This window comes from Orrella sp. 11846 (assembly GCF_048820935.1).
In the GTDB taxonomy this organism is placed as follows: domain Bacteria; phylum Pseudomonadota; class Gammaproteobacteria; order Burkholderiales; family Burkholderiaceae_B; genus Algicoccus.
This window is the reverse complement of record NZ_JBMERD010000013.1, coordinates 1-14,296: the sequence shown is the minus strand read 5'-3', so window position 1 is coordinate 14,296 and position 14,296 is coordinate 1. Positions and strand designations below refer to the sequence as shown.

Genomic DNA, 14,296 nt, shown 5'->3' with positions numbered 1-14,296 from the left:
ACCGCTCCCCTCGTCAGGCTGCCTGTGATGCCATTTGCAACGCTGAATCCATGTCGACCGCAACAATGCGAGATACCCCCTGCTCTTGCATTGTGACACCAATCAAATGCTTTGCCATCTGCATCGCAATCTTGTTATGCGAAATAAACAAAAATTGTGTTTGTTCACTCATACTGCTCACTAACCTTGCATATCGCTCTGTGTTTGCATCATCGAGCGGCGCATCCACCTCATCCAACAAACAAAACGGCGCAGGGTTCAGTTTAAACAATGCGAAGACCAAAGCAATGGCGGTCAAGGCTTTTTCACCCCCTGACAATAACGCAATCGTCGTATTACGTTTGCCAGGCGGCTGAGCCATGACTTGGACACCTGCATCCAGAATTTGATCCCCAGTCATTTCCAGACGCGCTCGCCCACCACCAAACAACTGTGGAAACAAGGCTCCAAAGTTCTCATTGACCGCATCAAAAGTTGTTTGCAACAAATCCCGTGTTTCACGATCAATTTTCTGAATGGCTGCCTCGAGTGTTTCAATGGCAGTCACCAAGTCTTCATGCTGTGCTTGTAAGTATTCTAGCCGCTGCTGAGTTGTTTTGAGCTCCTCTAACGCCGCTAAGTTCACCGCACCCATGGCTTCCACGTCACGACGGATGCGCTGCACCTCAGACTGCAACCAGCCGGGCTTAGTCCAATCAGCGCTTTGCGTCTGGACATAAGCCGCTACGCTTTGGCGACTGACTTCATGCTCTTTGATTTGTTGTTCAAACTGCTCTGCGGACAAACGGGCGGCCTGCTCTTTTAATTGAAGTTGCGTCACGGACTCTCTGGCCGGCGCCATCGAATGCTCAAGCGTCAGTCTCGCCTCATCAGTCTGACGCAAGGTATGTGCCAAAGCATCCATACTCTGACGCAGCGTCGTCAAAGCCATCTCGCGTTCATGACGAATTTCCAACGCTTCTTGCAAACGTTCGCGCACGGAATCTTCTTCGAGTGTTTCAAATTCGATCTGCAAGTTCTCTAATTCAACCTGATCGCGACGTTTTTGTTCGGCAGACAGTTGCTGATTGCGCTCAAGCTCTTCAATCTTGGCTTGTGTGGCACGTTGCCCAAACACAGCCTCTTGCTCACGGCGTTCCGTTTGTCGAACATGGGCTTGCATCTGCTGCATTTGAGCGTTGAGCGACTCCCAAGTTTGCTCAACGTCTTCTAACTGCGACTGCGCTATTTCTAACGAGGCATCCGCCTCGTCACGCGCCTCATCCACCAGTGACAACTGTCGGACTTGTTCTTGGTGTTGTGCATCCACTTCAGCCAGATCCTGATCTAGGCGTTGCGCCTGAAGACGTATTTGCTCAATTTCATGCGTACGCTGACGCTGCAAAAGCACAGCTTCCTGATGGCGACGCGTAAGTTCTGCCACCTGTTGGCGACTTTCGGTCAACGACTGTGTGATTTCTTCACATTGCGCCTCAAGCGTTTCTAAATCTTCACGCCGCTTGTTTAAAACAGGCTCTAACGCTTCAAACTCATCACGTAGCGCCTCAATCTCCTGTTGACGCGCAAGCATGCCAGATTGCTCAGAGTCCGGTGCATAGAAGCGCACGCTCCAAGCATCAACCACATGGCCACTCGCAACCACCCAAGCACCGCCAACCGGTAATGCTTCGCGTTTTGCGACGGCTTCAGCTAAATCAGTCGCGACATAAAAGCCTGTTAACCAAGACTGCAACAGCGAACGCAGACGCTCATCTTCTGCCGATACATAATGACTTAAAGGTATTAATTGATCATTTTTAACGACAGATACCACCGAATCAGGCCGCTCAAACACACTCAAGCGTGCGGGCGGTGATTCAAATGCATCCCATGAGCAAGTCCCCAACTCGTCGGTTTCATACGCATACAAACGATCTTGTAAAGCCGACTCGATAGCGGCTTCCCAACCTGATTCCACTTTCAAATGAGGCAACAGTCTAGGCCAATCCTGCCACCCCTGACGTTGTAGCCACGGCTGCAGCGCATCCCCTGTTGCCAGCTGATTCTGCAGTGTTTCAAGCGCATTCAAACGTGCTTGCAAGTTTGAATGCTGTTGCTCTAAGGCCTGGCACGACTGTTGAGCTTTTCGGCGCTCAAGGATTCTCTCAGACAAATTCACCTCTAGTGAGTCAAGCTGTGCTTGTGCTTGCACTAGTTGCTCTTGCGCCATCTCGACCTCGATCACCAACGATTCGAGCACTTCGGTATCTTGTTCGTCTAGCAACGAGCGCTCTTGGCTCAGCCTTTCATGGCGCGCACGCAGTTGCTCAAGTTGTCGTTGTCCATCTTGCGTACGTTGATCGGCCAGTGCATTTTGTTGCTCAAAACGGGTGATTTGTGTACGCAACTGTTCGCGCGTAGAAAGGGCCTGATGTACCTGTGACTCAATTTGCGGCAGTTGCTCACCGACCTCTTGAGCAAGTGCTTGCGTTTGCTCCACATCCATCTGCGCCTGATCGAGCAAGATTTGATGACGGGCAATTTCTTCCTCGCAATATTGCAATTGGGATTGCCACTGTTCGATCTGTGTCTGCAGTTGCTGCTGACGCGACTCGATGCGCTCACGCGTCTGGGCGGCATGGCGCAGTTGCGCTTCAAAACTCGCCACCTGCGCATTACTTTCATACAGTTCGCCCTGCGCTTTATGGACAGCATCACTGGCGTCATAATGCTGCTGGCGCTGCTGTGTTAACTCCGTTTCTAAACGACGAATCTGTGCCAGTGACTGCTCTAGATTCGTTTGAGCTTGCTGAGTCTGCAATGCCAGCGCTTTGGCTTCATCATTAGCTAATTGTTCACGCAAGCACCAAAGCGCGTGCAACTTCCATTGCATTTCGGTTTGCAGAGTCTCGTATTGCTTTGCAACTTCAGCCTGAGCCTGTAGGCGGATTTGCTGGCTATTGAGCTCTTGAATAATGTCATTGACCCGCAATAGGTTGTCATGGGTATCGCGCAATCGGTTTTCTGTTTCACGTCGGCGTTCTTTGTAGCGAGAAACACCGGCCGCTTCTTCCAGATACACGCGCATGTCTTGCGGTCGCGCTTCGAGCAGACGATTAATCATGCCTTGGCCAATAATGGCATAACCACGCGATCCCAAACCCGTACCTAAAAAGAGATCATGGATATCTTTGCGTCGAACCGATTGCTGGTTAATGAAATAACTGCTAGTCCCATCCCGAGTGAGTACTCTGCGCACAGAAATCTCTGCAAATGGACTCCATTGACCTGCAGCACGCCCTTCTTGATTGTCGAACACCAATTCGACTGACGCTCTAGCAGATGGTTTGCGCTCGCCTGATCCACTAAAGATCACATCCTGCATGGACTCACCGCGTAACTCGCTTGCCCGAGATTCGCCCAGCACCCAGCGTACGGCATCCATAATATTGGATTTGCCGCAGCCATTCGGTCCCACCACACCCACCAATTGACTTGGTGTTGGGATCACGGTCGGGTCTACAAAAGATTTAAAGCCAGCCAGCTTGATATGTGTCAGGCGCACTAACGCATCCGTGATGAAAGTCTTGTCGTATCCTGAAATAATACCTCACAGATTGGCCATTCAACGGCTATACTCGTGCATCATCTCAAGGGGTCACGCGATTGGGTAGAGGCTTTTATCTCGTTATGGCAGCACAAGCATTATCGTCATTAGCCGATAATGCCTTATTCATTGCCGCAATCGCACTGATTCAGCAACTCGGTGGTCCAGACTGGATGGCACCGATGATGAAGTGGGGCTTTGCGGCCATGTATGTGCTGCTGTCCGCCTTTGTCGGCGCAATTGCAGATAGTTTCCCCAAAGGGCGCGTTATGTTTGCCACCAACGCACTCAAGACCGTTGGCTGCCTCGTCATGTTTTATTACTGGCTGTTTGGTCTATCGGCAGACTATCAGGCTTACTTAGTTTGTTTTGCATTCGCGCTAGTGGGTGTGGGTGCAGCTGCTTATTCGCCCGCCAAATACGGCATTGTCACTGAAATGCTCGATCCGCTGGATCTGGTCAAAGGCAATAGCTGGATCGAAGGTTTAACCGTCATCTCCATCATTTTAGGTACGGTCCTGGGTGGTGTTCTCATCTCCCCTATGGTGTCCTCATGGCTTTTAAGCCACGAACTGGTTCACCGATTTGTACAAACCCCAGCTGAAGCCGCTATTTTATGTATCGCGTTTGTTTACGTTGCTGCTGCACTGTGCAATCTGCTGATCCCAAAAACCAACGTGCAATATCCCAAACAACAAAAAAACCCAGTCAAGCTTATTCGAGTCTTCTGGGGTTATGTGCGCATTCTCTGGGCAGACAAACTCGGACAAATTTCTCTGGCCGTCACAACGCTCTTTTGGGGGGCGGGCGCCACCTTGCAACTCATTGTGATTGAATGGGGCTCAAGCCAACTCGGATATCATCTGGACAAAGCCTCTATTCTGATGGGAATCACGGCTATCGGTACCATGGTCGGCGCTTTATTAGCAAGCCGCGTGCCTTTGCCCAAAGCCCTCACGGTATTGCCCATGGGTGTGCTCATGGGACTTATCGTGTTGGTCATGCCATTTGTTTACGATCCTTGGCCTGTTTATATCTTGTTGTTCTTGATCGGTTTGGCTTCTGGATTCTTTGTGGTACCTATGAATGCGCTGCTTCAGCACCGTGGCCACGTCTTGCTATCCGCAGGCCATTCGATCGCAGTTCAGAACTTTAACGAACAGATCAACATTCTCTTGATGGTCGCTGTCTACGCCCTACTCTTATGGCTCAAGCTGCCCATTAGCTACATCATTATTCTCTTTGGTCTTTTGGTTGCCGTTCTGATGCTGGTTATCATCATTTGGAACCGACGCAACCTGAAGAACCACCCAGATGTTTTGAAAGAAATCGGCCGGCACGACCACGGCACCGCACTCTAAAGCAACGCTCAGTGGTCTTTAACAGAGCCTGTATTGATAAGTCGTTGATGCGCTTACAGAAATGTCGCTAGGCGCTTGAGATCTTCCCAAGCTAAACGCTTGTCTTGCGCACGGCGCATCAAATAGCTCGGATGATAAGTCACGACCACCGGAATCGACCGATCACCGATCGTAGTCGTCTGGTTGGGTTTTCTGAGCTGGTGCACTGTATTTTGTGGGACGGCACTATCAACTAAGGTCACGGCAGCCAAGCGTCCCATCGCCAAAATAACGTCAGGCTTGACCAGCTCAATCTGACGCTTTAAGAAAGGCAAGCAACTGGCAATTTCATCCATCCGAGGATTGCGATTGCCAACTGGTCGGCATTTAATCACGTTCGTGATATACACATCGTTTTGTCGGTTGCAACCAATCGACGCCAACATATTGTCAAACAGCTCACCTACGGGACCGACAAAGGGCTGTCCTTGAAGATCTTCTTGTTCGCCAGGCGCTTCACTCACAATCAATAATCGAGCGCTTGCCTGACCTTCACCAACCACCACCTGATGACGCGCCTGCGTCAAGGAACATGCTGTGCATTGCGAGATGTGTTGCGACAAAGTCGCCAAATCCATTTGAGCAAGCTCTGCAGGCACAACCACCCGGGAAAGCTGAATCGGTTGCGCTGCCATCTGCGTGACAGGCTCGCGCACCTCTGATCCAGCACGACGAGACCGTCCCACCGTTTTAGCCGCCTGTCGGGCTGCCTCAACGAGTTCCTGCACATCGCTCGGAACTTGCACCGTGGGTGCAGCAGCCACAGAAGCAGAACCCTCACTTTGTGCTTGTGTTCCATGTCTCACCGCTGACGGTGGTGTCTCAGAATGCAATGGCCGTTGTGCCACCTCACTCGGCATCACCTCTTTCTGTTCAGCCTGTTGCGTGACCTCAGCCAGAATCCAAGGCAATTGAATCCCCATCACCCGCAAGCTCGCATGCTGCAAAGCAGGCAAACGCATGGGTTGCGCCCGAGATCTTTGTGCGCTCGTCATGCTGAACTACCTGCCGTCAATCGAAGCGCCAGAACTTGCGCATCTTCACGCCCGTTCTCTGGACATGGGTAATAACCACGGCGCATACCAATTTCCACAAAACCATGTTGCTCGTAAAACAATCTAGCCGCCTGATTGGAGACACGCACTTCAAGCACAATCTGTTGAGCTTGACTCTGACGAGCCACTTCGAGCACCTGTGCAAGCAACTTAGAAGCCAGTCCCTGTCGTCTAACATCGGAACTCACTGCAATCGTGAGCAGATGCGCCTCATCGGGCGCAATCATCATGACGCACAAGCCCACAAGCTGATCTGCACTGTTACGCAAAACCCAAGCGGGGTAACCAGCTTCTAAAGCCTCTTTAAATTGAGTTTCTCGCCAAGGTGAAACTTGACTTTCGGCTTCAAGGGCTGCGACCTCAGGCAAATCATGTTCGCTCATTGGTAACAACAAAATATCTTCTGGCTGCGCAGCCTTCGGATTGCCACCTTGCCCGAGCTCACGTTCCTGCGTAGTGAAAGCCACTTTGTCACGCAGATAAAGAGGCAAAGCCAGAGCAGGATCAACATACCGACCCTGTTGCCATAAATCCCAAGCATGACGGGCAATCGATTGCACATCCACTGTTGGCGTTTGTGCGTGCCAATCCTGCAGCACAATCTCAGGCACCGCCTCCTGAAGCGTCTGATGACAAAGCGTTTGATTCATCAAAGCCCAGCCATCGCCAGCGAGAGTCACTTGTTGCACACCTGCAGCTCGAACCCAATAACTGAGTCGACGTGCGATGTAAGGCAAACAGTCTTGCGCTGAAATCAGTACAGGCCATTGAAGCGTCAGACGCTCATACGACCCATGCGGTCCATAAGGCCCATAAGCCGCAAAATACACCTCGTCCATGCGGGCATCGGCCGCCATTAAGCACAACCCATCTTGCGCGGGTGCTTTCAGTCCTGCAGCAAATGCGGGCAACATACCCACGGGGATTACGGGTAGATCTAAAGCCAATGCCATGCCTTGCGCCACACTACAGCCCAGACGAATACCCGTAAAAGCACCCGGCCCTTGATTGAATGCGACTGCACCTAAATCGCCTCGGGTACAGTTCGCCTGTGCAAGCACCTCATCAATCAGTGGCAAAATGTGCTGCGCATGTCCACGTACCCCTTCGAGCTCACGAGTGAACAAACGTTCCTGCTGCCCCTCACCACGTTGATAGAGCGCAATACCACAGACGGCACCAGCCGTATCAATCGCAAGAAGCGGTCGTTTCATCATTTTCAAATCTTAGTTACGAAGGCAAAGCAACCCAGACAGTTGCCCCAAGACAATCATTCTACATCGCAACGCTGTCACCGCCTCGCATCAGCAAAGCCACAGCACTCACAGCAATGCCTTCTTTTTTACCGATATGCCCAAGCCCTTCGTTGGTTTTACCCTTGATGTTGACGCAATCAATCGCCACACCCAGATCATGGGCCACATTCTCGACCATCTGAGGCGCATGGGGCGCGATCTTCGGGGCTTGCGCATGAATCGTGGCATCCACGTTCACAACACGCCAGCCCACTTCATGAACACGAGCCATGGCATCTCTCAACAAAACCCGGCTATCTGCACCTTCATAGGCCGCATCCGTATCAGGAAACAAGCGACCAATATCACCCAGACCGGCTGCGCCTAACACCGCATCCGTAATCGCGTGCAGCAATGCGTCGGCATCGGAGTGACCTAACAATCCATGACTATGCGCAATCTGAACACCCCCTAAAATGAGTGGTCGAGCAGGAACCAACGCGTGGATATCAAACCCCTGTCCTATCCGAATATTCAAGCTCAATTACTGCCTCCATACGTTCAAAATCTTCTGGCCACGTCACTTTAAAGTTACGTGCCGAACCAGCAATTAATAATGGGCGCTCACCCATCAGTTCCATGGCACTGGCCTCATCGGTCAGTGCTTCGCCGTTCTTTAGTCCAGCATGCAAAGCCTCTGAAAGCGGCTGCGCCCGAAACATTTGTGGGGTTTGTGCAAACCAAACCTGTTCTCTAGGCAGGGTCGTTTCACTGCAAACCGGCCCATTAATACCATCTGATAAGCCTGCAAACTTCACCGTATCAGTCGCTTGCCGTGCGAGCAGCCCACCTTGCTGGTGATGCACACAAGCATCTATTAAGGATTTTAAATCCTGTTTTGGGAGCCCAGGTCGCGCCGCATCGTGCACCAGAACCCAGTCTTGCGGTGCCAGTTTGCCCTCTAACAAGGCCGCATCAAGAACCCCAAGCACCGTTTCGGCACGCGTCGGACCTGCGACAGGGCTTAACGACACTCGCTCTAAATCTTCAATGGTGGCAACCGCCCAGTCATCGTGGGCTTGAATTCCAATGAGAACCTCTGCGATACGCGCATCAGCTAACAAAGCTTGGACACTACGGCGCAGCATACTGCGTCCCAAAATCGGGCGATATTGTTTGGGGATCGTCATTCCAGTCCCTGCATTCGCACGCTGACCGATACCACCCGCTGGCACAATTGCGACTATTTTGTCTGCCATAGCGACACACTCCGTTGTTTTGTGCGAACTAAACAATCAATTCGCACTTAATGCTCCAAGACACACTGCCCGTCCTGTTTTACCCATTTAAAAGTGGATCTGGGGGATAATGTTAGCCTGATTGGCAGATTCACAGTGCGACCCATTCCGGAACACGTCGATTCGACGCATCATCCATGCCAGCGCTCGGTTCTATGCTGCATATTATGAATGGATAGTTTTTATCGCCTTGATTGCCAAAACGCTTTACCGCTCATCACACGCTCACAATGTCCACGGTCCAATCTCCAGCATCCAACACACAACAATCACTGCTTAACCAGATCACACGCATAAAATCTGCGCAACGTCTGAGTATCGCCAGTCCGCCAGGTTCAGGCGATGCTTGGCTTCTCACTAAAGTTGCCCAATCCTTAAAACCTCGCACCTTGGTAATTGTGACCGCCGACCCTTTGCAAGCTCAACGCTTAGCCGAAGAAATGGCCTTGTTGCAGCCGGATTTGCACATTCGTCGTTTGCCCGACTGGGAAACGCTGCCATACGACAGCTTCTCACCGCACCAAGACCTAGTCTCCGAGCGTTTGCGCACCCTCCACGCATTGATGACGCGCGAAGTGGATGTACTCACAGTTCCCGCCACCACTGCGCAATACGTACTAGCCCCGCCATCCTTTTTAGCGGCGCACACGTTCACCTTCCGTCAAGGCGAACGTCTGAATGAAGCGGCATTGCGTGAACAACTGGTGCTGGCTAACTACGATCACGTCACACAAGTCATGCAAGCGGGTCAGTTCAGTATTCGTGGTGGTCTAGTCGACCTCTTTCCCATGGGCTCTGCAGTTCCCTATCGGATTGATTTGTTTGATGATGAGATCGAGTCCATCCGAGCCTTTGATGTCGACACCCAACGCAGTCTGTACCCAGTGGGCGATGTTCAACTGTTACCGGGGCGCGAATTTCCCATGGATGAAGAGGCGCGTAATCTATTTCGGTCACGGTTTCGGGAACAATTCGAAGGTGACCCCTCAAAAGCTCTACCCTATCGAGACATCGGCAATGGCATCGCGTTTGCAGGTGCCGAATACTATCTACCTTTATTCTTCGAAGAAACTGCAACGCTCTTTGACTATTTGCCCGAAGAAAGTCTGATCGTTTTACAGGGCGATGTTGAAGGCACGATGCAAAAGTTTCTGACCGACACACAAAGTCGTTATCAGTTTCTAAATGCCGATCGAGAACGTCCTGTCTTACCGCCCCAATCGCTTTTTTTAAAAACCGATCAGGTATTTGAGCAACTCAAACCCTACGCTCGACTCACACTCAACCTACAGGGCGAAGCACAAGGTCAATCACAGGGTGAAGCGGCTGGGTTTGACAGCGCACCCAATGTCGCCATACAACGCAAAGCCGACGATCCGCTGCGATTGCTGCGCCAAGCCCTCGAAAAATATCAGTCCTATACCACCGTCCTGTGTGCCGATTCTGCTGGTCGACGTGAAACACTCGTCGACTTGTTAGCTGAATACGGTCTAAACGCAGACGATCAAGCACAAACATTGACGCAAGCAATCGAGACACAAGGCGGATTTGAGGTAGTCATTGCCCCCATGTCGGGTGGATTTGTTTCACATGACGATGCATTTGTTCTCCTAACAGAAAACGATCTATACCCAGAGCACGTGAGCTCACGTCGACGTAAACGGGCAGCCACACAATCTGACCCACAGCTCATGATTCGTGATCTGGCGGAGTTGCGAGTCGGTGACCCCGTGGTTCACACCGAACATGGTGTCGGACGATATATGGGTCTAATCGACATGGATCTTGGTGAAGGGATCTTGGAGTTTTTACATCTAACCTATGCCAATGACACCACACTCTACGTCCCCGTTTCACAACTTGAAGTGATCACTCGGTACAGTGGTGCTGATCCGGAGAATGCACCTTTGCATCAGCTGGGCTCTGGCCAATGGGATAAAGCTCGACGCAAAGCGGCCGAACAGGTTCGTGATACCGCTGCCGAACTTCTGGAGCTGTACGCTCAACGCGCCGCCCGACAAGGACATGTCTTTGCCGTGCCTGAAGATGATTATGAAATCTTTGCCGACGAGTTCGGTTTTGAGGAAACGCCTGATCAGGCCGCAGCCATTGCAGCTGTTTTAGAGGACATGGCCAGCACCCGTCCCATGGATCGACTCGTCTGCGGTGATGTCGGCTTTGGGAAAACAGAAGTGGCTTTACGGGCGGCCTTTGTGGCGGTCGCCAATAATCAGCAAGTGGCTCTGCTGTGCCCCACCACCCTACTGGCAGAACAACATGCACAAACATTTGCAGACCGATTCGCGCAGTGGCCCGTTAAAATCGCCGAACTGTCGCGCATGCGAACCACTAAAGAGGTGCGTGCGGCCGTTGAGGGTGTCGTGGACGGTTCCGTCGATATTGTCATTGGCACCCACAAGCTACTCTCTAAAAGCATGCAGTTCAAACGCTTGGGACTTGTCATCATTGATGAAGAACATCGTTTCGGGGTCCGTCAAAAAGAAACACTCAAAGCATTACGGGCACAAGTGGATGTACTCACACTCACAGCTACACCCATCCCACGTACCTTGAGCATGTCACTTGATGGTATTCGGGACTTCTCTGTGATAGCCACAGCCCCAGAAAAAAGACTGGCCATTAAAACGTTCGTGCGCCGAGAAGACAACAGCACCATTCGCGAAGCGATGTTGCGTGAATTACGGCGTGGTGGACAAGTCTATTTTCTGCACAACGAAGTCTCCACCATTCAGAATCGCATGCTGAAGTTACAAGAGCTGATTCCTGAAGCACGCATCGGCATTGCCCACGGACAAATGAATGAGCGTGAACTCGAGCAAGTGATGCGTGGGTTTTATCAACAGCGTTATAACGTCTTACTGTGCACCACCATCATTGAAACCGGGATTGACGTCCCCACGGCTAACACCATCATCATGCATCGAGCTGACCGCTTTGGTTTAGCGCAGCTCCATCAGTTGCGTGGTCGTGTGGGTCGTTCACATCACCAGGCCTATGCCTACTTACTGACACCAGGCGAAGATGCTTTAACGCGTCAAGCCAAAAAGCGCTTGGAAGCTATTTCTGCCATGGAAGAACTGGGATCAGGCTTCTTTCTGGCCATGCACGATTTGGAGATTCGTGGCACCGGTGAAATCTTGGGTGATTCTCAATCAGGCAATATCCATGAGGTTGGGTTTAGTCTATACAACGACATGCTTCAGCAAGCTGTCAGGGCACTGCGTGACGGGCGTGAACCCAGCTTAGACTCTGCTTTTGATACGGGCTGTGAAATCAAACTTCACACCCCGGCTCTATTACCCAAGGATTTCTGCCCCGATGTCAATGCTCGACTCAACCTCTACAAACGCCTTTCTGGCGCTCAGAGTGAAGATGACGTGATTGTGCTGCAAGAAGAAATGATTGATCGCTTCGGCAAACTGCCAGAACCCGCCAAAGCACTCATCACCTTGCACAAACTTAGAGTCATTGCACAGCCGCTTGGCATTCGTAAAATCGATGCTAGTGACGAACAAATCTTGTTTCAATTTAAACAAGATACGCAGGTTGATCCTGTTCGCCTCATCGAAATCATTCAATCCCGCAAAGACACCAAGTTTGCGGGTCCCGATCGTTTAAAAACCGAACTCATCACAAAAACACTGCAAGAGCGCGCACAAGTGATCGCCAAGCTCTTGCGTGAAATGTCTTCTTGAAGGAAATCAATCAGATGTCTCGTGATCTCGTGATTCAGTCTCCCGCGCTTGATAAACACCTTATTGACCAGATTGCAGCGATTGCGCAAGCCAATGGTGTGAAATGGACCAGTAAAAGTGCAGCCCGACTTTTGTCTGCCTCAGAAGCACCTGAAGACAAACAAGCCGTGGTGCAATGGTGCCAAGATCTACTCGCTGACTATGCGTATGTTGATCCACAAGCTGAGTTCAGTGATTGCAAAATTTTAGTGATGGACATGGACTCCACGCTCATTAATATCGAATGTATCGATGAGATTGCCGCATTTGCCGGCCGCAAAGATGAAGTCTCCTCAATCACTGAACGTGCGATGCGCGGTGAAATCGCATCCTTTAGCGAAAGTCTTCGACTGCGTGTCGCATTCTTAGAAGGTCTGGATGCCTCTGTCTTAAACGACGTATACACCCAGCGTCTCCAGCTCAACCCGGGTGCACAGGAATTAATCACGGCAGCACAAAAAGCAGGCATTCGGACACTGCTGGTTTCTGGTGGTTTCACATTCTTTACCAAACGACTGCAAGAACGTCTTGGACTCGATGAAACCCAAGCCAACACACTCGAAGAAGACAGCCAAGGCCGATTAACCGGTCGAGTGCTGGGTGACATTGTTGATGCACAAGCCAAAGCAGACTACTTGAACCAGTTTGCACAAAAACATGGTGTCACCTCACCCGACCAAGTGATTGCGATTGGTGATGGGGCCAATGACCTCAAAATGATGGCACTGGCCACTTATTCTGTGGCCTATCGCGCAAAACCTGTGGTTCAGGCACAAGCCAACTTTGCGTTAAACCACAGCCCACTCGATGCAGTAGTGAACTGGTTCAAAGAAACCGAGTAAACGTCACCGTATAGGTGAATCAAGAGGCCCAGTTTTGTTGCCAAGCATGGTACTGACTGGGCCTGATTCTATAACGCGCAATGTTACCTTCGTGCAGACTGAGCAATTGTGTGTGCACGACTTCCAAAAAACGATCATGATCGGAATCTTCGATCTGATCCTGCGCGTAACGGGCAACATAATCGATCGCCTGCGATTTAGTGCACGCTTGCCGAACAACCGCTGCCACAACATGCATAATCTCTTCTCTGTAGACCAAACGAAAGGGATCAGGCTCTCCCAACGTTTGACGAACGACTGAATAGCGGGCGCAGGACCGCTTGTACGCCCAAACAAATACATCCCGTAACAATTCAACACGATTTAATTCATAAATGCCAAGCATCGCGCTGATATACAGATCTTGGGGCACATCGACAAAAGACAGCGGACAAAGATTGTTCTGTATGAACGGGATATTCGCAGCCAGTCTCGATACTCGTTTATTCACGTCCTCGAATGGTTGCAAATAAGGTAGATGAGCCATTACAAAAAATGCCTGTTCAAACGGATCCTGAATATCTGACACCTTTTCAAGGAAACGTGTAAAAGACTCATCAATTCGCTGTGGTCCATCCAAAGGTAGAAAAGCCGTTTGTCCAATCCCGACAGAAATCGAACGAAGCCGGCCACATGCAGTGTGATCTGCTAGTAAGTTATCTGACAACAGCGCATGTAAGTTAAAAATCGTATAGCGGTTAAAACTAATTTCTCCCGCTGTATCAATCAAAAACTCGATCGCACCTTTATGATTCAGAATCATTTGCATATCCAGACTGCTTTTACCAGCCGCGGCTTTATCTACAGAAATCAACTGTTCCGTTTCTAATAGCGAGTAAGTATTACCTTCTAACCGACTGGAATTCCAAGACAAATCGATCAGTAACCGATTCGCCAAATGACGTGCAAAGGTGCCCGCAGGCATATTCTGATCGTCAAGTTGACCGTGAGACCGTAATTCAGCGCGCATATCCGCACTGAGATAATACGTTTCATTCGGCATATAGTCGTCCAGAAATGTGTGGTTATATTCAACCGAAGGACGCGCCACAAGTGGTTGTCCCACCTCGTGCATAATCGCTTTAG

Annotated in this window: 9 protein-coding genes; 3 read left to right on the top strand and 6 right to left on the bottom strand. The window is 50.7% G+C overall.

The genetic code is table 11. From position 1 onward, the window contains the following. Positions 1–13 precede the first annotated feature (13 nt). Positions 14–3,544 (bottom strand): chromosome segregation protein SMC, encoded by a 3,531-nt coding sequence (gene smc, locus ACOI06_RS11120; protein WP_420662658.1) that lies wholly within the window; start codon positions 3,542–3,544, stop codon positions 14–16. A gap of 101 nt (positions 3,545–3,645) precedes the next feature. On the opposite strand from smc, the gene lplT reads away from it, so the two are divergent. Next, positions 3,646–4,947 carry a lysophospholipid transporter LplT gene (lplT, locus tag ACOI06_RS11115; RefSeq protein WP_420662657.1) on the top strand — a complete coding sequence of 434 codons (1,302 nt, stop codon included), beginning with the start codon at positions 3,646–3,648 and terminating at the stop codon, positions 4,945–4,947. Between the two features lie 53 nt (positions 4,948–5,000). Here lplT and ACOI06_RS11110 read toward each other — a convergent pair whose 3' ends face one another. From ACOI06_RS11110 to ACOI06_RS11095, 4 genes are read right to left on the bottom strand one after another with little or no spacing between them, the layout of a single operon-like run. Next, positions 5,001–5,981, bottom strand: coding sequence for a uracil-DNA glycosylase (locus tag ACOI06_RS11110; protein WP_420662656.1), 981 nt, complete (start codon positions 5,979–5,981; stop codon positions 5,001–5,003). Then, positions 5,978–7,258 carry a tRNA (adenosine(37)-N6)-threonylcarbamoyltransferase complex dimerization subunit type 1 TsaB gene (gene tsaB, locus ACOI06_RS11105; protein WP_420662654.1) on the bottom strand — a complete coding sequence of 427 codons (1,281 nt, stop codon included), beginning with the start codon at positions 7,256–7,258 and terminating at the stop codon, positions 5,978–5,980. The genes ACOI06_RS11110 and tsaB overlap by 4 nt, the downstream gene beginning before the upstream one ends. 58 nt (positions 7,259–7,316) lie before the next feature. Then, positions 7,317–7,814, bottom strand: coding sequence for a 2-C-methyl-D-erythritol 2,4-cyclodiphosphate synthase (gene ispF, locus ACOI06_RS11100; RefSeq protein WP_420662721.1), 498 nt, complete (start codon positions 7,812–7,814; stop codon positions 7,317–7,319). Beyond that, on the bottom strand, positions 7,786–8,535 hold the full coding sequence (locus tag ACOI06_RS11095; RefSeq protein ID WP_420662653.1) for a 2-C-methyl-D-erythritol 4-phosphate cytidylyltransferase: 750 nt from the start codon (positions 8,533–8,535) through the stop codon (positions 7,786–7,788). The genes ispF and ACOI06_RS11095 overlap by 29 nt, the downstream gene beginning before the upstream one ends. A gap of 269 nt (positions 8,536–8,804) precedes the next feature. On the opposite strand from ACOI06_RS11095, the gene mfd reads away from it, so the two are divergent. Both mfd and serB read left to right on the top strand, forming a co-directional pair. After that, positions 8,805–12,290 (top strand): transcription-repair coupling factor, encoded by a 3,486-nt coding sequence (mfd, locus tag ACOI06_RS11090; RefSeq protein ID WP_420662652.1) that lies wholly within the window; start codon positions 8,805–8,807, stop codon positions 12,288–12,290. 14 nt (positions 12,291–12,304) lie between these two features. Beyond that, positions 12,305–13,171: a phosphoserine phosphatase SerB gene (gene serB, locus ACOI06_RS11085; RefSeq protein ID WP_420662651.1), complete on the top strand. Its 867-nt coding sequence runs from the start codon at positions 12,305–12,307 to the stop codon at positions 13,169–13,171. 19 nt (positions 13,172–13,190) lie between these two features. Here serB and ACOI06_RS11080 read toward each other — a convergent pair. After that, a partial coding sequence (locus ACOI06_RS11080) for a Fic family protein (RefSeq protein ID WP_420662650.1) occupies positions 13,191–14,296 on the bottom strand: 1,106 nt, incomplete at its 5' end.

Excerpts from the sequence above, each read along its gene's own strand:
- mfd (WP_420662652.1), top strand. The coding sequence starts at position 8,805 with ATGTCCACGGTCCAATCTCCAGCATCCAACACACAACAATCACTGCTT.
- ACOI06_RS11095 (WP_420662653.1), bottom strand. The coding sequence starts at position 8,535 with ATGGCAGACAAAATAGTCGCAATTGTGCCAGCGGGTGGTATCGGTCAG.
- serB (WP_420662651.1), top strand. The coding sequence starts at position 12,305 with ATGTCTCGTGATCTCGTGATTCAGTCTCCCGCGCTTGATAAACACCTT.
- ACOI06_RS11110 (WP_420662656.1), bottom strand. The coding sequence starts at position 5,981 with ATGACGAGCGCACAAAGATCTCGGGCGCAACCCATGCGTTTGCCTGCT.
- tsaB (WP_420662654.1), bottom strand. The coding sequence starts at position 7,258 with ATGATGAAACGACCGCTTCTTGCGATTGATACGGCTGGTGCCGTCTGT.